The 21,519-nt window shown below is 60.5% G+C and carries 23 protein-coding genes; 19 read left to right on the forward strand and 4 right to left on the reverse strand.

Annotation, left to right across the window (positions count from 1 at the left end):
• Positions 1–27 precede the first annotated feature (27 nt).
• Complete coding sequence (locus JOE27_RS16815) at positions 28–441, reverse strand: lipoprotein (protein WP_046786818.1); 414 nt, start codon at positions 439–441, stop codon at positions 28–30.
• A 55-nt stretch (positions 442–496) separates the two neighbouring features.
• The gene (locus JOE27_RS16820) at positions 497–910 is read right to left on the reverse strand and encodes a hypothetical protein (RefSeq protein ID WP_046786819.1); all 414 of its coding nucleotides are present in this window, start codon (positions 908–910) and stop codon (positions 497–499) included.
• An 84-nt stretch (positions 911–994) separates the two neighbouring features.
• On the opposite strand from JOE27_RS16820, the gene JOE27_RS16825 reads away from it, so the two are divergent.
• Positions 995–2,068, forward strand: a complete 1,074-nt coding sequence (locus JOE27_RS16825) for an aminopeptidase (protein WP_204920642.1) — start codon at positions 995–997, stop codon at positions 2,066–2,068.
• Between the two features lie 39 nt (positions 2,069–2,107).
• Here the strand turns inward: JOE27_RS16825 and JOE27_RS16830 are convergent, their stop codons facing one another.
• Both JOE27_RS16830 and JOE27_RS16835 read right to left on the reverse strand, forming a co-directional pair.
• Positions 2,108–2,758 (reverse strand): HAD family hydrolase, encoded by a 651-nt coding sequence (locus JOE27_RS16830; protein WP_039603779.1) that lies wholly within the window; start codon positions 2,756–2,758, stop codon positions 2,108–2,110.
• Positions 2,759–2,778: 20 nt separating this feature from the next.
• Positions 2,779–3,327, reverse strand: a complete 549-nt coding sequence (locus tag JOE27_RS16835; protein ID WP_039603776.1) for a gamma carbonic anhydrase family protein — start codon at positions 3,325–3,327, stop codon at positions 2,779–2,781.
• Positions 3,328–3,393: 66 nt separating this feature from the next.
• Between JOE27_RS16835 and prlC the strand changes: the two genes are divergently transcribed.
• From prlC to JOE27_RS16925, 18 genes are all read left to right on the forward strand, one after another.
• Positions 3,394–5,481 carry an oligopeptidase A gene (gene prlC / locus JOE27_RS16840; protein ID WP_204919258.1) on the forward strand — a complete coding sequence of 696 codons (2,088 nt, stop codon included), beginning with the start codon at positions 3,394–3,396 and terminating at the stop codon, positions 5,479–5,481.
• On the forward strand, positions 5,478–5,759 hold the full coding sequence (locus JOE27_RS16845) for a YheV family putative zinc ribbon protein (RefSeq protein WP_046786820.1): 282 nt from the start codon (positions 5,478–5,480) through the stop codon (positions 5,757–5,759). Before prlC ends, JOE27_RS16845 begins: the two co-directional genes overlap by 4 nt.
• Before the next feature lie 100 nt (positions 5,760–5,859).
• Positions 5,860–7,854: a M3 family metallopeptidase gene (locus JOE27_RS16850; protein ID WP_204919260.1), complete on the forward strand. Its 1,995-nt coding sequence runs from the start codon at positions 5,860–5,862 to the stop codon at positions 7,852–7,854.
• A 65-nt stretch (positions 7,855–7,919) separates the two neighbouring features.
• Positions 7,920–8,978 carry a PA0069 family radical SAM protein gene (locus JOE27_RS16855; protein ID WP_204919262.1) on the forward strand — a complete coding sequence of 353 codons (1,059 nt, stop codon included), beginning with the start codon at positions 7,920–7,922 and terminating at the stop codon, positions 8,976–8,978.
• 567 nt (positions 8,979–9,545) lie between these two features.
• The gene (gene trbB, locus JOE27_RS16860; RefSeq protein ID WP_305955519.1) at positions 9,546–10,496 is read left to right on the forward strand and encodes a P-type conjugative transfer ATPase TrbB; all 951 of its coding nucleotides are present in this window, start codon (positions 9,546–9,548) and stop codon (positions 10,494–10,496) included.
• A 14-nt stretch (positions 10,497–10,510) separates the two neighbouring features.
• The gene (gene trbC, locus JOE27_RS16865; RefSeq protein ID WP_115273230.1) at positions 10,511–10,906 is read left to right on the forward strand and encodes a conjugal transfer system pilin TrbC; all 396 of its coding nucleotides are present in this window, start codon (positions 10,511–10,513) and stop codon (positions 10,904–10,906) included.
• A gap of 3 nt (positions 10,907–10,909) precedes the next feature.
• The gene (locus JOE27_RS16870) at positions 10,910–11,221 is read left to right on the forward strand and encodes a conjugal transfer protein TrbD (RefSeq protein WP_115273231.1); all 312 of its coding nucleotides are present in this window, start codon (positions 10,910–10,912) and stop codon (positions 11,219–11,221) included.
• A complete protein-coding gene (locus tag JOE27_RS16875) occupies positions 11,218–13,776 on the forward strand; it encodes a VirB4 family type IV secretion/conjugal transfer ATPase (RefSeq protein WP_204919264.1) in 2,559 nt (852 codons plus the stop codon). Before JOE27_RS16870 ends, JOE27_RS16875 begins: the two co-directional genes overlap by 4 nt.
• Positions 13,773–14,537, forward strand: a complete 765-nt coding sequence (locus JOE27_RS16880) for a conjugal transfer protein TrbF (RefSeq protein WP_115273233.1) — start codon at positions 13,773–13,775, stop codon at positions 14,535–14,537. The genes JOE27_RS16875 and JOE27_RS16880 overlap by 4 nt, the downstream gene beginning before the upstream one ends.
• Before the next feature lie 10 nt (positions 14,538–14,547).
• Entirely contained in the window at positions 14,548–15,438 is an 891-nt protein-coding gene (trbG, locus tag JOE27_RS16885; protein ID WP_115273234.1) for a P-type conjugative transfer protein TrbG, read from the forward strand.
• A 2-nt stretch (positions 15,439–15,440) separates the two neighbouring features.
• Positions 15,441–15,884, forward strand: a complete 444-nt coding sequence (locus JOE27_RS16890; RefSeq protein ID WP_204919266.1) for a conjugal transfer protein TrbH — start codon at positions 15,441–15,443, stop codon at positions 15,882–15,884.
• 6 nt (positions 15,885–15,890) lie between these two features.
• Positions 15,891–17,279 (forward strand): TrbI/VirB10 family protein, encoded by a 1,389-nt coding sequence (locus JOE27_RS16895; RefSeq protein ID WP_115273236.1) that lies wholly within the window; start codon positions 15,891–15,893, stop codon positions 17,277–17,279.
• Positions 17,280–17,300: 21 nt separating this feature from the next.
• Entirely contained in the window at positions 17,301–18,080 is a 780-nt protein-coding gene (gene trbJ, locus JOE27_RS16900; protein ID WP_115273237.1) for a P-type conjugative transfer protein TrbJ, read from the forward strand.
• A 9-nt stretch (positions 18,081–18,089) separates the two neighbouring features.
• Complete coding sequence (gene trbK, locus JOE27_RS16905; RefSeq protein WP_115273238.1) at positions 18,090–18,335, forward strand: entry exclusion lipoprotein TrbK; 246 nt, start codon at positions 18,090–18,092, stop codon at positions 18,333–18,335.
• A 14-nt stretch (positions 18,336–18,349) separates the two neighbouring features.
• A complete protein-coding gene (gene trbL / locus JOE27_RS16910) occupies positions 18,350–20,065 on the forward strand; it encodes a P-type conjugative transfer protein TrbL (protein WP_115273239.1) in 1,716 nt (571 codons plus the stop codon).
• Positions 20,066–20,078: 13 nt separating this feature from the next.
• Entirely contained in the window at positions 20,079–20,381 is a 303-nt protein-coding gene (locus tag JOE27_RS16915) for a TrbM/KikA/MpfK family conjugal transfer protein (RefSeq protein WP_115273240.1), read from the forward strand.
• Positions 20,382–20,392: 11 nt separating this feature from the next.
• Positions 20,393–20,998, forward strand: coding sequence for a muramidase (locus JOE27_RS16920; RefSeq protein ID WP_115273241.1), 606 nt, complete (start codon positions 20,393–20,395; stop codon positions 20,996–20,998).
• A gap of 129 nt (positions 20,999–21,127) precedes the next feature.
• Complete coding sequence (locus JOE27_RS16925) at positions 21,128–21,433, forward strand: hypothetical protein (protein ID WP_204919268.1); 306 nt, start codon at positions 21,128–21,130, stop codon at positions 21,431–21,433.
• Positions 21,434–21,519: the final 86 nt, after the last annotated feature.

Below are 21,519 nucleotides of genomic sequence, written 5' to 3' on the forward strand. Positions count from 1 at the left end.
CCGGGGCTGGTAAGCAGCCCCCCGGTTTCAGGGAATGCAGAACACATTGCTGGGTTCGTTGACCACCACTGTGCGGTTGGCGTCGTACAGCAGCACCTGTGGTTCCATTACTGGTGCACGCGCCTCCAGGCGATAGCGTTCGCCTGCCTTGAAATCGTCAAAGCGCACGGTCAGGTAACAGGTCCGATCCCTGGGCTGGCTCATCATGCCGCCCCCGTAGATTTCATAATCGAAGCGCACCACCAGTTCGTGCTTGCCAGGTGTGACCTGGAAGTAACGGCCGTCCTCCAGGCGCTTGCCATCGAGCTTGTCCGCCATGATGACTCGGCCGGGCGTGATGGTGTAGAGGTCGACCCAGGCCTGCTTGGGGTCTACGGGGGGCAAGGGGCTGGCGCATGCCCCCAATGCACTGAGGGCCATCAGCATCATGGGCTGGCGCATGGCGAAACTCCCACTTGCGATTCACAAGTTACAAGCATAGCGCCGTTTGCGGGCTTCAGGTGCGTTGGCAGCCCGCCGGCAGGCCTTGGCTGAGCAGTTTCTGCTGGTGGTCATAGAGCTTGATCCAGGGCCGGAAGCCGATGCTGCCTGCTTGCAGTTGATAACGCTGGCCGGCGTTGAAGCCCTTGAAGGTCAGATTGAGCTGGCAGTCGCGCCACAACGGTTCCCCGACCGGGCCGATATTGCTGGGTGTGACCGGGAACTGGTAGCGGACGGTCAGCTCGTGGCTGCCGGGCTGAACCTCGAAATAGCGGGTGTCTGCCCAATCGCGCTCGTCCACCTGCACCGCGTGCAGCGAGGTTTCGTCGTGCGGGGTGAGGTCGATCCATGCCTGGTTCGGGTCCGGGTCGGGCAGGGTCGAACAGGCAGACATCAGCAGCATTGAGCTGGCGATGAACAGTGCACGCATGGCGAAACTCCCCCTTGGCGAGATAGTCTTGGAGCGCATCGGCCGTGAGCGAATGGATAGCCCAAGATGGTCTGGTTTTTTCTTTTGAAGCGCTCAGGCCCTGGGCCACTCGACCGCGTTTTCAGCACTTTGGTTCCCGTGCTGGGCGCCTTTCTGCTCAGTGGTTGCAGCAGCCTTGCCTATTACGGCCAGTTGGCCGATGGCCAGTGGCAACTGTTGCGTGCACGTCAGCCGGTGGAGCGAGTACTCGCCGACCCGGCGACCAGCCCGCAGTTGCGGGCCCGTCTGCAACACGCCGAGCAGGCGCGGCTGTTCGCCAGCAAACGACTGGGCCTGCCGGACAACGGCAGCTATCGGGTGTATGCCGACCTTGGGCGGCCCTATGTGGTGTGGAATGTGTTTGCTACGCCTGAGCTCTCGCTGCAACCGGTGACGCACTGTTTCCCTGTTGCCGGTTGCGTCGCTTACCGCGGTTATTACCAACAGGGCGCGGCCCGCGGCGCGGCGGCGGTGATGCGTCAGGCGGGCATGGATGTCTATGTGAGCGGTGTCGAGGCGTATTCGACGCTTGGCTGGTTCGACGACCCGATCCTGTCGTCGATGGTCGGCTGGGGTGATGAGCGCCTGGCCACGTTGATCTTCCACGAATTGGCGCATCAGCGCGTCTATGTGCAGGACGACACGGAGTTCAACGAGTCCTTCGCCACGTTCGTCGAGCAGGAAGGAACGCGGCAATGGCGCGCCGCTCGTGGGCTTGAAGCGACTCAGGGTGAGCAGGGCCTGCAGCGTGACCAGTTCATACGGCTGATTCTGGCCAGCCGCGAGCGGCTGCAGGCGCTCTATGCCGGGCCGCTGGATGATGCGCACAAACGTGCGGCCAAACAGGCAGAATTCGACCGGTTGAGGCGCGATTATCGCCAGGTTCGAGATAGCCAGTGGGCTGGGGACAAGCGTTATGACGCCTGGATGTATGGGCCGATGAGCAATGCCAAGCTATTGCCGTTTGGGCTGTATGACCAATGGGTGCCGGCGTTTGCGGCGGTGTTTCGCGAGGTTGGTGGGGATTGGGTACGCTTCTATCGGAAGGTAGAAGCGCTAGGACGGTTGCCGGCCGAGCAGCGCAAGGCGGTGTTGGCTCGATTGGTGGCCAGTCAGTGAGCGCTGGGGGCCGCTTTGCGGCCCATCCTACATACGCGCTCAGGCCCTGATGAACGCCTGATGCATCTCAGCCAAGGTGGCGTAGTGGAATTCAGGCGTGTGGGCCTTCAGCTCTTCTTCGCTGCCGAACCCATACCCCACTGCCACTGCCTGCAACCCATTGCTGCGCGCCCCGATCAGGTCGTGCTTGCGGTCGCCGATCATCAGGGTCTGCGCCGGGTCCAGCCCTTCCTCGTCCAGCAGGTGGCGAATCAGCTCGACCTTGTTGGTGCGGGTGCCGTCCAGTTCGCTGCCGTAAATCACCTTGAAGTGATGATCGAAGGCGAAGTGCCTGGCGATCTCACGGGCGAACTCCCAGGGCTTGGACGTCGCGATGTAAAGCGTGCGGCCCTGACCGTTCAGGGCCTGGAGCAGTTCCGGCACACCTTCGAAGACCAGGTTTTCGTAAAGGCCGGTGACACGGAAGCGTTCCCGGTAAAAATTCACCGCCTCCCACGCCTTGGCTTCATCGAAGCTGTAGAACTGCATGAAGGCCTGCAGCAGGGGTGGGCCGATGAAGTGCTCGAGGCGCGCCAGGTCCGGCTCGTCGATGCCCAGTTTCGCCAGGGCGTACTGGATCGAACGGGTAATGCCCAGGCGCGGGTCGGTCAGGGTGCCGTCAAGGTCGAAAAGGATATTCTGCTGGTGCATGGTGGTCTCGGTAGTCAGGTTCATTCCGGGCGGTCGTAGCCTTCGGCCAGGTGCTGGTCTTTGAGCTTCACGTAGTTACCGGCGCTGTAAGGGAAGAAGGCGCGTTCCTTGTCGGTCAGTGGCCGTGCCTGCTTTACCGGGCTGCCCACATACAGGTAGCCGCTCTCCAGGCGCTTGCCGGGCGGCACCAGGCTACCGGCACCGATGATCACCTCGTCTTCGACGATGGCGCCATCCATGATCGTGCTGCCCATCCCGACCAGAATGCGGTTGCCAAGGGTACAGCCATGCAGCATGACTTTGTGGCCGATGGTCACTTCGTCGCCGATGATCAGCGGGAAGCCGTCCGGGTTGAACGGGCCGGCGTGGGTAATGTGCAGCACACTGGCGTCCTGCACGCTGGTCCTTGCACCGATGCGGATGCGGTGCATGTCGCCGCGAATCACCGTCAAAGGCCATACAGAGCTGTCTTCACCGATTTCCACGTCACCCAGAACCACTGCCGAACGGTCGACGAAGGCCCGTGGCCCAACTTTCGGAGTGTGTTGCTGGAAGCTACGAATGGCCATGATAGGGTCTCTCATCTGTGCCGATAGGCAGGCTGCCTGCTGCGGTCGGCGTCGATTGTAATTAAGATGGGGCAGTGTTTCTTCTGCCAAGGTAGCCAAACCGTGAGTGCGAACAACCCGCTTCTGCAGTCTTATGATCTGCCGCCCTTCTCGGCGATCCGTGCCGAACACGTGCTGCCGGCGATCGAAGAGATCCTGGCCGATAACCGTAAAGCCATTGCCCAGATCCTCGAAAAGCAAGGCAAGAACCCCACCTGGGCCGGCCTGGTGCTGGCCATGGACGAGCTCAATGACCGCTTGGGCGCTGCCTGGAGCCCGGTCAGCCACCTCAATGCGGTGTGCAACAGCAAAGAGCTGCGTGAGGCCTACGAGTCCTGCCTGCCGGCGCTCAGTGCCTACTCTACCGAACTGGGCCAGAACCGTACGCTGTTCGAGGCCTATGAGGCACTGGCCAACAGCCCTGAGGCCGCAGGTTTCGATGTGGCGCAAAAAACCACCCTCGAGCATGCACTGCGTGACTTCCGCCTGTCGGGCATCGACCTGCCACCTGCCCAGCAGCAGCGTTACGCCGAAGTGCAGAGCAAGCTCAGCGAGTTGGGCAGCCGTTTCTCCAACCAACTGCTCGACGCCACCCAGGCCTGGACCAAGCACGTTACCGACGAAGCCGCGCTTGCCGGCCTGACCGATTCGGCCAAGGCGCAGATGGCTGCTGCCGCCCAGGCCAAAGGCCTCGATGGCTGGCTGATCACCCTGGAATTCCCCAGCTACTATGCGGTGATGACCTACGCCAGTGACCGCGCCCTGCGTGAAGAGCTGTACGCGGCCTACTGCACCCGCGCCTCCGACCAGGGCCCGAATGCCGGCCAGTTCGACAACGGCCCGGTGATGCGCGAGATCCTCGACCTGCGCCAGGAACTGGCCGGGCTGCTGGGCTACAAGAACTACGCCGAGCTGAGCCTGGCCACCAAGATGGCTGAGTCCAGCGATCAGGTGCTGAGCTTCCTGCGCGACCTGGCCAAGCGTTCCAGGCCGTTTGCCGCCCAGGACCTGGCGCAGCTCAAGGCCTATGCCGCCGAGCAAGGTTGCCCCGAGCTGGCCAGTTGGGACGCCGGTTACTTCGGTGAGAAGCTGCGCGAGCAGCGCTACAGCGTGTCCCAGGAAACCCTGCGCGCCTACTTCCCGATCGACAAGGTGCTGTCCGGCCTGTTCAGCATCGTCCAGCGCCTGTACGGCATCGAAATCGCCGAGCTCAAGGGTTTCGACAGCTGGCACCCGGACGTACGCCTGTTCGAAATCAAGGAAAACGGCCAGCACGTCGGCCGCTTCTTCTTCGACCTCTATGCCCGCGCCAACAAGCGTGGCGGTGCCTGGATGGATGGTGCCCGCGACCGTCGCCGTACCGCTGGTGGTGAGCTGCAAAGCCCGGTGGCCAATCTGGTGTGCAACTTCACGCCCGCTGCGCCTGGCAAGCCTGCGTTGCTGACCCACGACGAAGTCACGACCCTGTTCCACGAATTCGGCCACGGCCTGCACCACCTGCTGACCCGTATCGAGCATGCTGGCGTGTCTGGCATCAATGGCGTGGCTTGGGATGCGGTCGAGTTGCCGAGCCAGTTCATGGAAAACTGGTGCTGGGAGCCGGAAGGCCTGGCACTGATCTCCGGCCATTACGAAACGGGGGCTGCCCTGCCCCAGGACCTGCTGGACAAGATGCTGGCGGCGAAGAACTTCCAGTCCGGCATGATGATGGTGCGCCAGCTGGAGTTCTCGCTGTTCGACTTCGAGCTGCACGCCAGCCACGGCGACGGCCGCAGTGTGCTGCAGGTGCTTGAAGGCGTGCGCGACGAGGTGACGGTCATGCGCCCACCGGCGTACAACCGCTTCCCGAACAGCTTTGCGCACATCTTCGCTGGCGGTTACGCGGCGGGCTACTACAGCTACAAATGGGCCGAAGTACTGTCGGCTGATGCCTTCTCACGGTTCGAGGAAGAAGGCGTGCTCAACGCCGAGACAGGCCGCGCCTTCCGCGAGGCCATTCTGGCCCGTGGCGGTTCGCGCGAGCCGATGGTGCTGTTCGTCGACTTCCGTGGCCGTGAGCCTTCCATCGATGCATTGCTGCGCCACTGTGGGCTGAGTGAGGGCGCGGCGGCATGAGCGAGGTAGCTGTGAACAAAACCAAGAAGCGCTTCATCGCCGGGGCGGTCTGCCCGGCGTGCAGTGAGCCGGACAAGCTGATGATGTGGAGCGAAGACGACGTGCCGCACCGTGAGTGCGTAGCCTGTGGCTTCACCGACACCTTGAATGAACAGGGCCTGTCGGTACCCAAGGAACTTGGGACGCGGGTCAACCACCTGGCGCCCAAGGCGGCGCCGGCCAAGGTGCAGACGGTGCAGTTCTTCCCCAACCCGAAGCTCAAGAAACCGGCCGAGTAAGGCCTGCCCGCCTGCGTCGGGGTGGTAGATATTCAAGCCTCTACCGCTCCGCCAGGCAGGCATGCTCGCCCGCTCATGAACCTGAGCAAGGCGATGCACCATGAACAATCCCCTCCTGCAAAGCAGCAACGCCCCTATTGATTTCCCTTCGATAACCCTGCAAAACATGGCCGCTGCTTTCGACCATGTGCTTTCGGCGCATGAGCAAGGTATCGCGCGCATCATCGAACGACAGCAGGCACAGCCCACCTGGGACGACCTGGTGCTCGCCGTGGATGAGCTGGACGCGCAGTTGTCGGGCACGTTGTATACCGTCATCCCGCTCGTGGGCCGGGACCAGGACTGGGCCGAATCCATTCTGGGGTTCTATGGCAGAACAGTTGCGCGTTTCGAGCAGAAAGATACCGACAGCAGGCTGCATGCCTTGTATGAACGGTTGGCGCGCAGTGACATCGGCATCAACCTGGCCGCGATGAAGCGCGCTACCTTGCGCTGGCATCTCGACAGGTTTGCAACCAGTGGCGCAGCGTTGGACGAACACGACAAAGCCCGCCTCGCCGAGCTGCAAGCGCAGATCGGTACGTTGCGGGAGGCCTTTGTGCGCGATATCGACCGGCCGGGGTTGCTGATCGAGGACGAGGGCGAACTGATTGGTCTTTCGCAACGGTTGCGAGATGAGCTGGCCGCCCGGGCCAGCGAGGCTGGTTTGCAAGGTTGGCTGGTTGCCTGTGAAAGCGCCCCAACCGAGGCGGTGCTTCGGCAAGCGAAGCACCGCCCCCTGCGCGAAAAGCTCTACCGCGCCTTCCACACCCGTGGGGTCGATACTGACCTGCAGGAGGACAACGGTACGCGTTTGCAGCGTTTGGCCGAACTGCTGGATGACAAAGCCCGCCTGCTCGGCTTTGCCAGCCACCTCGAGCTGAGCCTGAGTACCAAAAGTGCCGGCTCGGTCAGCGCTGTTCGGGGTTTTCTGCAAACCCTCGCAGCCAGCGTACGACCCGCCCTGCAACGATGGCGTGAGGGCGTTGGGCAGAAGGCGCTCGTGCAGGGCCTCACGCGCGTGCAGCCTTGGGATGTCATTCACCTGCAGGCATTGCCGGCGCATGCGCAACCGAGTGAGGTGTTTCGCGAGCACTTCCCCTTGAGTGCCGTGGTCACTGCACTGGCCCGGCTGGCGCAGCAGCTGTTTGGGCTTGAGCTGCGTCCAGCCCGAATGCCTGCCTGGGATGCCAGCGTGCAGACCTTCGAAGTCTGGCAAGACCAAGCGCCTATCGGCCTGTTCTATCTGGACGCCGTGCAACACGCCGGGAAACAGGCTGACGCCGTGTTCACCACGTACGTGCGCAACCGGCGTATTGATGCCGAGGGTATCTACCATGCAGCGGTGGTGGTGGTGAACAGTGACATCCCCGCAGCGTTGGGCGAGAGTGAGCCGCTTTTGGACCACCTGGCATTGCGCAAGCTTTATCACGAGTTTGGCCATGCCTTGCATCACTTGCTGGTCCGCACCAGCAACAATGTCATGTCCAATGTTTCGGAGCTGGGCACCGATGGCATGGAACTGTTCGGCAAGTTGGTGGAGCGCTGGGTGTGGGATGCAGGCTACCTGGCCAGCATCGCCGTGCCGGACCAGTCTGGCAGTAGGCTGAGCACGGCTGGCGCTGCAGCGTACCTGAAACAGTTCAAGCAGCAGGGGATCGAGGAAATTGGCCGCGACCTGAGCCTGGCGCTGTTCGACCTGGACCTGCACGGCACGCCGTATGACGGCAGAACGCTCGAGCAGCGGCTCGACGATGCCCGGGAGCGATGCGGCTATTGGCCATTGGCAGATTTCGAGCACCCCGCGCATGCCTTCGACCATCTGGTCAGCGGATACGATGCTGGCTATTACGCTTACCTGTGGGCCGATGTGCACGCGTTTGACCTGTTTACCCGTTTTGAAACGAACGGTTTGCTTGACCGCGCAACGGGCCAGGCGCTTGCGCAGGCATTGTTCGAGCCCGGCGCTTCGCGGCCACTGCGCGAGGGCCTTGAAGCCTTCCTTGGGCGCGCCCCAAGCCATGCCCCCTACCTGAGTTGGCACGGGCTGGCCTGACCGGAGGTGCTGGCAAGATGAGCCTTGCCCCTATACTGTTCATATATACAGTATAGGGCTTGGCGATGAATCCTCCAGCACCACAGAAAGGCCGTGGGACGGCGCATAATCCACACAACCGCTTCGCCCCGAGCCATTCGGTGGCTGAGGATGACGGCTGGCATCAGGAGGTTCCATTGACCCAAGGCACCGAGGTGCGGGTTGAAACGGCCAAGACGATCATCAGCCGCAACACCTCACCCGACCTGCCCTTCGATCGCTCCATCAATCCCTACCGAGGCTGCGAGCATGGTTGCATCTACTGCTATGCCCGCCCCTCGCACGCCTATTGGGACTTGTCCCCAGGGCTGGATTTCGAAACCAAACTGATCGCCAAGACCAATGCCGCCGAGGTGCTTGCCGAGCAACTCAGCAAGCCGGGCTATGTGTGCGCCCCCATCAACCTGGGTGCCAACACAGACCCCTACCAGCCGATCGAACGTGAGCACCTATTGACCCGGCGCTTGCTGCAAGTGCTGTTGCGTTTTCGCCACCCGGTGACCATCGTCACCAAAGGTTCGCTGGTATTGCGTGACCTGGATTTGCTGGCCGAAATGGCCAGCCAGCGGTTGGTGCGGGTGATGATCAGCCTGACCACGCTGGACGACGGCCTCAAGCGGGTGCTCGAGCCGCGTGCGGCCTCGCCCAATGCCAGGCTGCGGGCAATCCGGGTGCTGCGCGAGGCGGGTGTACCGGTGGGCGTGTTGTGTTCGCCGATGATTCCCATGATCAACGACAGCGAACTGGAGCACCTCTTGGAAGCCGCCAAGGAGGCTGGCGCGCAGAACGCAGCCTACATGATGTTGCGCCTGCCGCTGGAAGTGGCACCGCTGTTCGAGCAGTGGCTGCAGGACCATTACCCGCAGCGCGCCAGCCATGTGTTGAGCCTGATTCGCCAGAGCCGGGGTGGCGAGCTGTATGACAGCCGCTTCGGTGCGCGCATGCGTGGTGAGGGTATTTTCGCAGAGTTGCTGGCGCAACGCTTTGCCAAGGCCATGCGCAAGCTGGGTTTGGAGGGGCGCCAGGCACAGACCTTGGATTGCACCCTCTTCTGTCCGCCGGGTAACCAATTGACACTGTTCTGAACTTTTCCGAGCTTGAAAGGTCTCGCGGCAAACATCGAAGTGATATCTAAGTGCTATCACTAAGTGGCACTTAGATATCACTGCTCAAAGTTTGTCTGTAAAGCGGGAAGTACCTAACGCTTAACGCGTTGGTTGTCATTGCATAGGTAAGAATACGTCGCAGGGAAGTGTGAACTCGGTCAAATTTTTGCAGTGCGCAGTAATGGCAAACATGATGGCAACTATGCCGCTAAATGCGGCTGAACAATGCTGGAGCCCAGCTTTTACGCGCGTTACAGCCGGATTGCCTTAAAAGCTGGCTGGAACGTTAGTTCCAGTCTTGTAGGATAAAGCTTACAAGCTTGTAAGAAATTTACCATTTCGTTAACAATTGTTGCTCGGGTACTCTGCGCGCCCTTGTGAATTGCCTCGCATAACTTGAAGAAATCCTGCTAACCGCTGGCAGGGTAATTCGAGGCGAGGTGTTTTTCGATTCGCCATAAGTTCGATGACCTGCACTGGCAGGAAGCTTGAGTCGCTCGCCCATTACTGTGGGCGGCATTTATTTCATGGACGATTAGTGTGGATATTGCAGAAACTGCCAGCCTGAAAGATCGCGCCAAGAAAAAATTGGAGCGCGATGCCGGCCCCCTCATCATTGATGCGCTCAACGATCCGCAGACCGTCGAACTGATGTGCAATGGCGACGGCAAGCTGTGGCTCGAAAAGCTGGGGCAGCCGATGAAGCACATCGGTGACCTTCGCCCGGCGCAGGCAGAGTCCATTATCAAGACCGTGGCGGGCTACCACGGTAAGGAAGTGACCCGCAGCAAGCCACTGCTCGAAGGTGAATGGCCGCTGGACGGTTCGCGTTTCGCCGGCCAGCTACCCCCGGTGGTGCGGGCAGCAACGTTCGCCATCCGTAAAAAGGCAGTGGCCATCTACACCCTCGACCAGTACGTCGAGTCGCAGATCATGACGCCGATCCAGTGCGATGCCATCAAGCGTGCTATCCGTGATCACCGCAACATCCTTGTCATCGGCGGTACCGGTACCGGCAAGACCACACTGGTCAACGCAGTCATCAACGAGATGGTCGTGGAGTTTCCGAGCGAGCGCGTGTTCATCATCGAAGACACCGGCGAAATCCAGTGCGCGGCGAAGAACTTCGTCCAGTACCACACCACCGTCGATGTGAGCATGACTCACCTGCTCAAGACCTCCCTGCGCATGCGCCCGGACCGCATCCTGGTCGGCGAGGTGCGTGGCGAGGAGGCACTCGACCTGATCGATGCCTGGAACACCGGCCACCCCGGCGGCGCGGCGACCCTGCACGCTAACAGCGCCAGCGAAGGCCTGACCCGTCTGAAATCCCTGGTTTCCCGCAACAAATCGGCCCCGGCCGACATCGAGCCGCTGATTGGCGAAGCGGTTCACGTCGTCATTTCTATCGCCAGAACCCCAGAAGGCCGCCGCATCCAGGAAATCCTCGAGGTTTCCGGGTACGAAAACGGCCGTTACATCATGCGCAATCTTTAAGGAAAACACTGCACATGCAAGCCAACACTTCGCTGTTCCGTTTAAACGCCCAAACGTTTGGTTATCTGGCCTTCTGCTTCTTGGTGCTGGCCGTGACGATCACCCCGGAGCACGCGTTCGCAGCCTCCAGCAGCGGCGGTTCGCTTCCGTACGAAAGCTGGTTGACCTCCCTGCGTGAGTCGGTCACCGGTCCGGTCGCTTTCGCCCTGTCGATCATCGGCATCGTGGTTGCCGGTGGTGTGCTGATCTTTGGCGGTGACCTCAACGGCTTCTTCCGTACCCTGATCTTCCTGGTGTTGGTGATGGCGCTGATCGTGGGTGCCAACAACATCATGACCGGCTTCTTCGGTACCAGCGCCGAGCTGGCTCAGTTGCTGCCGCAGCACAGCCTGGTACAGGGTCAGGTCTGAACCATGGCCCTGCGCACGATTCCCATCCGGCGGGCCGGCAACCGGGACAACCTGTTCATGGGCGGGGATCGCGAACTGGTGATGTTCTCCGGCCTGCTCGCCTTCGCGCTGATCTTCAGCGCACAGGAGCTGCGGGCAACCGTGGTCGGCCTGGTGCTGTGGTTCGGCGCGCTGTTCATGCTCCGCGTGATGGCCAAGTCCGACCCGAAGATGCGTCCCGTCTACCTGCGTCACAGGCGCTACAAGTCGTATTACTCGGCGCGTAGCACACCGTTCAGGGAAAATCCTCCAAGTCAGGGAAATCAATACAAATGATCGAAGGTATTGCGTATGCCATCGCAGCCCTCGGTGCCTTGCTGGTCCTGCTGCTGGTTCAGCGCCTGCTGCAGGTGGATGCCGAGCTCAAGCTGAAAAAGCATCGCTCCAAGGATGCTGGTCTTGCGGACCTGTTGAACCATGCAGCGATGGTTGATGACGGCGTGATCGTGGGCAAGAACGGTGCCTTCATGGCAGCCTGGTTGTACCGTGGTGATGACAACGCCAGTAGCACTGACGCGCAGCGCGAGTTGGTTTCACTGCGTATCAACCAGGCCCTGGCTGGCCTGGGCAATGGCTGGATGATTCACGTCGATGCGGTTCGCCGCCCGGCTTCGAACTATTCCGCCAAAGGCGTATCGCATTTTGCCGACAGCCTGACTGAGGCGATGGATCAGGAGCGCCGAGCGTACTTCGAATCGCTTGGGACCATGTACGAGGGCTACTTCGTGCTGACCCTCACTTACTTCCCTCCGATGCTGGCCCAGCAGAAGTTCGTAGAACTGATGTTCGACGATGACGCTGCGCCACCGGACCACAAGGCACGCACCCGTAATCTGATTGAGCAATTCAAGCGTGACTGCCTCAGCGTCGAAGGCAGCTTGTCCTCGGTACTCAAGCTGACGCGCCTGAAGGGCAATCGCATGGTCACCGAGGAAGGTGCTGAAATCACCCATGACGACTTGTTGAGCTGGGTGCAGTTCTGTGTCACCGGCGTCAGCCAACCGGTACTGCTGCCGAGCAACCCGATGTACCTGGATGCCGTGATCGGCGGCAAGGAGCTCTGGGGCGGAGTGGTGCCGAAGATCGGGCGCAATTTTGTCCAGGTAGTCGCCATCGAAGGTTTCCCGCTGGAGTCTGCCCCAGGCATCCTCTCGGCATTGGCTGAGCTACCTTGCGAATACCGCTGGTCCAGCCGTTTTATCTTCATGGACACCCACGAGGCGGTTCAGCACCTGGAGAAGTACCGCAAGAAGTGGAAGCAGAAGGTCCGCGGCTTCTTTGACCAAGTGTTCAACACCAACAACGGCAACATTGACCAGGACGCCCTGGCCATGGTGCAGGACGCTGCCGATGCGATTGCCGAGGTCAACTCCGGCCTGGTCGCGCAGGGTTACTACACCAGCGTGGTGGTACTCATGAGCGAGGACCGCGCCCTGCTGGAAGAATCCGCACGTAGTGTCGAGAAAGCCATCGAACGTCTGGGCTTCGCCGCGCGTATCGAAACCATCAACACCCTCGACGCCTACCTCGGTAGCCTGCCCGGTCACGGCGTGGAGAACGTGCGTCGGCCTTTGATCAACACCCTCAACCTGGCCGACCTGCTGCCCACCAGCAGCATCTGGACCGGCAGCGCCGATGCGCCCTGCCCCCTCTACCCGCCGCTGTCGCCGGCACTGATGCACTGCGTAACCAGTGGTGCCACGCCGTTCCGTCTGAACCTGCACGTGCGTGACCTGGGCCACACCTTCATGTTCGGCCCCACCGGTGCCGGTAAGTCGACGCACCTGGCGCTTATCGCGGCCCAACTGCGCCGGTACAAGGGCATGTCGATCTTCGCCTTTGACAAAGGCATGTCCATGTACCCGTTGGCGGCCGGTATTCGTGCCGAAAGCGGTGGCCAGTCGGGGCGTCATTTCACCGTGGCGGCGGACGACGAGCGTTTGGCCTTCTGCCCGCTGCAGTTCCTCGAAACCAAGGGTGACCGCGCCTGGGCGATGGAGTGGCTGGACACCGTGCTGGCGCTAAATGGCTTGGAAACCACCGCAGCCCAGCGCAACGAAATCGGTCACGCAGTGATGACCATGTACCGCGACGGCTCGCGTACCCTGTCCGAGTTCTGCATCATCGTGCAGGACGAATCGGTTCGCGAGACCCTGCGCCAGTACACGGTCGACGGCACTATGGGTCACCTGCTCGATGCCGAAGAAGATGGGCTATCGCTCTCAGATTTCACCGTGTTCGAAATCGAAGAGCTGATGAACCTGGGCGACAAGTACGCCCTGCCGGTGCTGCTGTACCTGTTCCGCCGTATCGAGTGCGCGCTCAAGGGCCAGCCAGCAGTGATCATCCTCGACGAAGCCTGGCTGATGCTCGGCCACCCGGCCTTCCGCGAGAAGATCCGTGAGTGGCTGAAAGTACTGCGTAAGGCCAATTGCCTGGTGCTGATGGCCACCCAGAGCCTGTCGGATGCGGCCAACTCGGGGATTCTCGACGTCATCGTCGAATCCACTGCAACCAAGATCTTCCTGCCCAACGTGTATGCCCGCGATGAGGACACTGCTGCCCTCTACCGCCGCATGGGCCTGAACGCCCGGCAGATCGAGATCCTCGCCACCGCTATCCCCAAGCGCCAGTACTACTACGTGTCGGAAAACGGCCGTCGCCTCTACGACCTGGCCCTGGGCCCGTTGGCCCTGGCCTTCGTCGGCTCGTCCGACAAAGAGTCCGTGGCTGCCATCAAGCGCCTGGAAGCCAAATACGGTGATGCCTGGGTGGCAGAGTGGCTGGCGGCCAGGGGTCTGAGACTCAATGACTATGGAGTGGCCGCATGAGCCTCGCTGAAAGCATCAAGGGGATGGTCATGAAACGCCCCGCCAAAGATTCCGCAAAAACCGGGGAACCCAAGAGCGGCGAGCCCAAGGGCGCGGTGCTCGACAACCCGTACCTGACCGCACGGCGTACCTGGAATGACCACGTTGGCAGTGTCGTCACCTCTCGCCAGTCCTGGCAGGTGGTGGGCATCCTGTCGATGATGGTCGCTCTCGCGGGAGTCGGCGGCATCATCCATATTGGCAGCCAGTCGAAGTTCGTGCCCTACGTGGTGGAAGTCGACAAACTCGGCCAGGCCATGGCTGTGGCGCCTGCGCAAATGGCACGGCCGGTAGACCTGCGAGTGGTGAAGTCGCAGGTCGCCTCTTTCGTCGCCGATGCACGCACTGTCACCCCGGACGTCGCGCTACTGCGTAAATCGATCTTCCGGCTTTACGCTCTGCTTGGGCCGAACGATCCGGCCACGCAGAAGATGAACGAGTGGCTCAACGGCACCAAAGAGTCGAGCCCCTTCCTGCGCGCCGCTGAAGAAACCGTCAGCGTCGATATCCGTTCAGTCATGCAGCAGACACCGGAAACCTGGCAGGTGGACTGGGAGGAAGTCACCCGCGACCGCCAGGGACTGATCAAGGGCAAGGCCAACTGGCGCGCCTTGGTGACCACCTATACCGCCGAACCCACTACCCAGACCAGCGAAGAGCAAGTAAGGATGAACCCGATCGGGACTTACGTGCGCGACTTCTCCTGGTCCAAGCAACTTTGAAGGACCGACCATGAACCGTTACCTCTGCGCAATGCTCGCGGCAGCTTTGCCCGTGTTCGCACAGGCCGCGCCAGGAACCAGCCAGGCCGATCTGTACTTTTCCGATGCCAACCCGACGCTGACCCCGCAGGAAAAGGCTGCGCTGGCCATTTCTCAGCGCTGGCAGCAGGCCAGCGCCACAGGCATCAAGCCGGTGGACGGTGGCGACGGCACTGCTCGTTTCATTTTCGGCGCCCAGCAGCCGAGCATCGTCTGTGCCGTGCTGCAGGTTTGCGACATTGCCCTGCAGGCCGGGGAGCAGGTCAACTCGATCAACCTCGGCGACACCGCGCGCTGGACGGTCGAACCGGCGATCACTGGCATGGGTGAGAGCGAGGTCCAGCACCTGATCATCAAGCCGATGGATGTTGGTCTTGAGACCTCTTTGGTGGTCACCACCAATCGTCGTACCTACCACTTCAAACTGCGTTCGCACCGTACCCAGTACATGCCGCAGGTTGCCTTCACCTATCCGGAAGAGGCACTTGCGAAGTGGAACCTGATCAAGAACCGCGAAGCGACCGAGCGCAAGAAGGCAACCATCCCGGAAACCGGCGAGTACCTGGGTAACCTGAGCTTCGAATACACCGTCAGTGGCGATACCTCGTGGAAGCCGGTGCGGGTATATAACGACGGTACCAAGACCATCATCCAGATGCCGCGCAGCATGGCCCAGACCGAAGCACCTTCTTTGTTGGTAGTGCGCAAGGACGGTGGCTGGTTCAAGGATGATGAGACCGTGATGGTCAACTACCGCATCCAGGGCGACCGCTACATCGTCGATACCGTGTTCGACAAGGCCATCCTGATTGCCGGCGTCGGCAAGTCGCAGGACCGTGTCACCATCCAGCGAGGTAAATGATGATGCGCGCATGGATCGCCCTGTTCGCCACCCTGTGGCTTGCCGCCTGCGCCAGCGGCCCCTATGGCAACTTCGCCGAGCGCACTACGCCGGCGATCAACCAGCAGTTGGCTAGCGCCTCCGTACGCCAGTTGGCCGTCGTACACCCGCCGGCCAGCACGCGGCTGCGGATCAACCAGGAAACGCCGGACGGCTACGGCACCTCGCTGGTCAGTGCACTGCGTGCCTCTGGTTTCTCGGTGCAGGAATTCAACCCTCAAGCTCAGCCAGCGCCGGCACCGTCTGGCGGTATTGCGCCATTGCCAGTCAATTACATCGTCGATGCGCCCAAGGACAGCGAGTTCTTGCGTGTCACTCTGCTGGTGGGCCGTGAGTCGTTGAGCCGCATCTATGCGGTACAGAGTGGCCGGCTGTTGGCTGCCGGCGCCTGGGTGCGCAAGGAGTGATAGGAAATGAGTAACATGAACGATGTCATGTCACCGGACGCGTCCCCCGGCAAGCTGAATCGCAGCAGCGGCGTGCGTCGGGTCAACAACTGGCCGATGTACATCATTGGCGGCGCCGCCATGGTCTTCTTGCTGATCATGCTGATGGTCGCGGCCGACCGCGCTGAGAACCAGAACAAACCGGTGGAAAAAGAAGCCGAGAAGGCTGGCAACAGTAGCCTGTTCGCCCAGCAGATCAGAGGCATCGATTCTGACGGCATCATTCCCAGCAAGGCCGAACCACCGGTCGTGCCGGTGCTGGACAATGTACAAGCCCAGCCGGCGGCCTTGCAGGTAGTGCGCCCTACCAATCTGGATGCGCCGCCGATGCCACCGCGCGAGCTGCCGCCTGACGTTGATGCCGATGAGCTGGAGCGCATTCGCCGGATGAAGATGCAGCAGTTCCAGGATGCAGTTCGCGCACGTAGCACCGTGCGCGTCGAGGCACCGCGCAGTTCGGGTTCGAGCATCGGCGCAGGTGCCGGCGCTCCAGTCAGCCAGCAAGATGCCTTGGCTCGTATCGCCGCGGCACGTCAGCGTCTGGATGAACAATCGCGCAGTGACCCCAATACAGCCTTCAAGGCAAGGTTGGCTGAGCTGCGCTCCGCCGGTATCGGCGGGGGTGGGGCCGGTGGTACTGCGCAGGGCGATTCCCCGTTCCTGATGCAGGCCGCAGCGAGCACAGGCAAGGACTACAGCCAGTTTGGCAATTCCGGTAATGGCGACCGTTGGCAGTTGAATTCTGCGCCAGAAGCACCGCGCAGCCCCTACGAACTGCGTGCCGGCTACGTGATCCCAGCCATGCTGGTTTCTGGTATCAACTCAGAGCTGCCCGGGCAGATCATGGCCCAGGTTTCGCAGGCCGTGTATGACACCCCTACCGGCAAGCACCTGTTGGTACCCCAGGGCTCGCGCCTGGTCGGCGCCTACTCCAGCGACGTTTCCTATGGCCAGTCGCGTGTACTGGTGGCGTGGCAGCGCATCATCTTCCCTGATGGCAAGGCGATGGATATCGGCTCGATGCCAGGTGCAGACGCTGCGGGCTATTCGGGCATGCATGACCAGGTCAACAACCACTATGTGCGGATCTTTGGTTCGGCCTTGTTGATGTCTGGCATCGTCGCTGGCATCAGCCTCAGCCAGGACCGCGCAAGCAGTGACAGCAGCGACCGCGAGACCGCTAGCAGCGCCATGAGTGAAGCACTCGGCCAGCAACTGGGCCAAGTGACCGCGCAGATGATCTCGAAGAACCTGAACATCGCACCGACCCTCGAAATCCGTCCGGGCTATCGCTTTAACGTGATGGTGACCAAGGACCTGACTTTCTCGAAGCCTTACCAGTCTTTCGATTACTGATAAACCGCCAAGGAGAGCAACATGAAGCCCACGCACTTGTTGAAACCTGCCATTGCGCTGTTGGCCGGGATTGGATTTACCCTGCAGGCTAACGCTGGGATTCCTGTGATTGATGGGGCGAATGTCGTCCTCAACGAGATAACTTCTGTGGAGAGCATTGCACAGACGACCAAGCAGGTTCAGGAGTACATGACCCAGATCAATCAGTACAAGACACAGTTGGATCAGTACGAGAACATGCTCAAAAATACGGCGGCGCCGGCGGCTTATATCTGGGATGAGGCTAATGCAACTATCAATAAGCTGATGCAAGCCCAAGACATGCTCGACTACTACACCAATCAGGCGGGTAGTCTTGATTCTTATTTGGATAAGTTCCAAGACACCAGCTACTACCGCAGCTCGCCATGCTTTAGTGGCGGTGGGTGCACGGATGCCGATCGGGCAGCGCTCGTGAAGCATGAAGAAATGACATCTAAGTCGCAAAAAACGGCCAATGACGCCCTATTTAAAAGCATCAAGCAACAGCAGGAAAATCTAAAGGCTGACGCCTCACAGTTGGAGAACCTGCAAAAAGCTGCAACGACCGCCGACGGTCAGGTCAAGGCCATTCAATACGCTAATCAATTGTCCAGCCAGCAAGCGAACCAACTGTTGCAGTTGCGAACGCTGATGCTGGCGCAGCAGTCCGCGGAGGCTAACCGAGCTGCAGCTGAGCTGGATGAGAAAGCCCGTGGTCAAGCCCAAGCGAAAAAGCTGACCACCTGGGAATATAAGAAAAGCCCTGAAGATGATTATTGAGGAATACATATGAAATTCAAATATTATAAGTTGGTGCTTGCTGCAGGCATGGCCGTTACCCTAGCAGGGTGCCTGGAGGAAAAAGTACCTGAGCCTACGGCGGACAACTGCGCGCCGGACATGTACGAAAAGAACTTGGCTAGTCTGTCGAAGGAAGCCAGCCGAAATGAATTCACTGCCGCCTGCAATAGCTTCCTCAAAGCGAAGAAAATGACCAAGTGGAAGTTTGAAAAAAGCCCTGAAGACAAATTCTAAGGTGGACTAGTCTGATGATTGGTAAGCGTCGGGAACTGACCCTGACAGTACTGCTGGTTGCTTTTTGCCTTGCAACGCCGACGCTTGCCCTTGCGGCAGACAGTCAGTTGGGCAGCTCAGGTATCATGAATGAGGTGCTTGTTAGGTTTCATAATGCAACCGAGAAGTGGTTGCCTGCCATCCAGTCGGCGGCTGAACGGTTGTTCCTTGCGCTGGCAACTATATCGATGGTCTGGACTTTCGGTATGATGGTAATGCGCAAGGCCGAGATGGGAGAGTTCTTTTCAGAGTTCATTCGTTTCCTCGTGGTGTTCGGCTTCTATTGGTGGCTACTTAAAAATGCCATGGGCGGTCTGCAAATCGCCGATTCGATCGTCAGATCCTTGAGTCAACTTGGATCTGAAGCTGGCAAGTTGGGCAGCACCGATTTGAAGCCATCCAGCATTGTCGATCTGGGCTTCGAGCTTTATGACCGAACCGTGGAAGCTACTGACCAGCTCAGCTGGCGAGAAATGGGGCGCCAAATAAGTATGGAGTTTATGGCTATCGCCATTTTGCTGGTATTGGCGATCGTCGGTATCAACCTTTTGGTGCTCCTCGCATCAAGCTGGTTCTTACTCTACGCGGGCGTGTTCTTCTTGGGCTTCGGTGGCTCTCGTTGGACTTCAGATATCGCCACGAATTACTACCGAGCTGTTCTTGGTGTGGGCGCTCAGCTGTTCGCCATGGTCTTGTTGATCGCTATTGGTAAGGACTTTATCCAGACCTTTGCCAGTAAAATTAGCGACGATGTCGCCGTGCAGGAGCTTGCGGTCATGCTGGTCGTATCGGTATTGCTGCTGTTCTTGGTAAACAAGATACCCCCGATGATTGCGGCGCTGGTTGGAGGTGCGGGCAGCGCCTCGACAGGTATCGGCAATTTCAGTGCAGGTGCAGCTGTGGGCGCGGCAACTACCGCTGCGTCCTACATGGGTAAGGGCGCATCGTCGATGATGACGGGGGGAACGAACCTAGTTGGCAGCATGCAAGCTTTGACCTCTGCCTTCAAGGGGGCGCAGTCGAGTGTTTCTGCCGGGACGGACATCTCCTCGCGTGTCAGTGGAATGCTGGGAGGGCCGGGGAGCCACAGCGGCGCGAGCCCTGGCTCAAGCAGCCCCGGCGGCGCTAGCCCCCTTGGTTCCGTAATGGGCACTTCATCTTCTTCGTCCGGCGCAATAGCGCAGACGGCATTTTCTGCGGGTGGAGAATTTTCGCCCGTAGATCAGGCACCTGCTTTATCGTCCTCTGGCCAGTCAGCGGAAACGGCGGGCGGCACAGGAGCATCTTCAGGAGAAGGGGCTGAAGGCGGTGCGGCCGGAACAGCCGGAACCGTATCAAGCCGTGATAGCAGTTCAGGGGGCCAAGGTGGCGGTGATGCAGGTGGCCAGGCGGCCAGTGGTGGTGGCTCCGGCGCCAAAGGCGGCAAAGGAGAGGGCACTTCCAGTTCGTCATCCAGCAAGATTGGCAACGCAGGCCGAATTGCCCTTCAGATGACGGCCAACCTTGCCTCTGGCACTGGCCGCGTTTCCCAATCGCGAATCGACAAAACGCTGGGCGGACGGCTTGCCACGGAGATCTCCGACTCTGAATCTAGCCGGCACGCAGCAATGGATACTCGCTCGGCCAGTCGTGATTTCGAGCCGGATGCCGAAGTGCAGAGCTTCAGTGAAAGCAAGCAGGACAAAACCTGAACATGGAGTGCTCATGAAAATCGCAAAAATTCTTCCGGTGGCCGGACTGGCCGCCACCTTCGCCATCGCCCTCCCCGCCGAGGCCAAGGACCCCTGCGCGACCGTGCTGTGCATGTGGGGCAAGCTCAAGGGCGCCGGTGTGGTGGAAAACTGCGACGGCCCCGTCGCTGACTACTTCGACATCGTCAAGAAGAAGAAAGGCAAGATCAAACTGAGCCGAACCGCCAACGCGCGGCAGTCCTTCCTCGACAGTTGCCCGAAGGCCGACCCGAGCGCGACCAAGTCGATCAACGACAAGTTCGGCAAGGTCATCTGAGGCGCGCCACGATGCCATTCGTCGCTGACGTTCCGCCCCCGGCCCTGAGCGAACCTATCGCCTGCTCGATCATGGCGGCAGTCAAATACGAGCTGCCGGTGAACATCGTCCTGGCCGTGTCCGGCCAGGAAGGCGGCAAGCCTGGCCAATGGGTGCGCAACAGCAATGGCACCTATGATGTCGGGCCGATGCAGTTCAATACGTCCTACCTGCGCGAGCTGTCGCGCTACGGCATCACCGCCGAGGATGTGGAACAGGGTGGCTGCTATTCCTACGAACTGGCCGCCTGGCGCATTCGTGGCCATGTGCGCAATGACCGTGGGGACCTGTGGACGCGGGTCGCCAACTACCACTCACGCACCCCTGCGATCAATGCCCGTTACCGCCAGCAGGTGATGCGCCGTGCCGCTTGGTGGGCCGACTGGCTGGATGAACGCTTTGCCACCCAGCAGGTGGCGCAGGGTGCGGTATTCTCCGGCGTGCCCGGCGAAGTTCCGGCGGCGGCTGTTGAAACGGCCCCGGCGGTCAAGGCGGCTGTTGTGAAGCAGTCGGTTACAACGCAGCCCGCCGCAACGTCAGGATATGTCCCTCGCGGCCTGGTGATGGGGAGCAGGTGATGGATACCAATCAGTTATTCTTCGGTCCATGCGAGGGGGCAAACACGTGCCACGACATCAACACGGACCCCGCCGTGAGGCGGATGAGGGAGAGAAGAGATCGAGGCGGCCGGCAAGCGGTTTGAGGCCGTGCTGAAGGCCAATGACGTCGATCCGACGCTGGCCAAGGAAACGCTCTTCGCGTTGGCCGACCATCTGAACCGAGCCTTCCAGTCGCAAAACGTCGAATACCAGATTGCAACGTGGTTCAAGAAACCGTACGACGATCCTGCTGCACGGGCACAAAGCGTTTCTGCCATGGGTGAAAGCTTTGGTGCGCTCGCCATCCGTGCAGCGGGCGACTCGTTGAAGGGTTCCCCATTGCTGCACAAGAGCGACGCTTTCCTGAGCGCCTCATCAGTGCTGCCGGTGACGGGGTCAGTGACCGGATCGTAACCCTCAACAAGCAGAATTCCTGACCTGGCGGCCCCTGGCCAGAGGCTTCTCGGTATTCTTCGATCCACCCAAGGCGGCTTTGGCTG

Origin of the sequence: Pseudomonas sp. M5 (genome assembly GCF_016907075.1) — a bacterium.
GTDB lineage: Bacteria > Pseudomonadota > Gammaproteobacteria > Pseudomonadales > Pseudomonadaceae > Aquipseudomonas > Aquipseudomonas putida_E.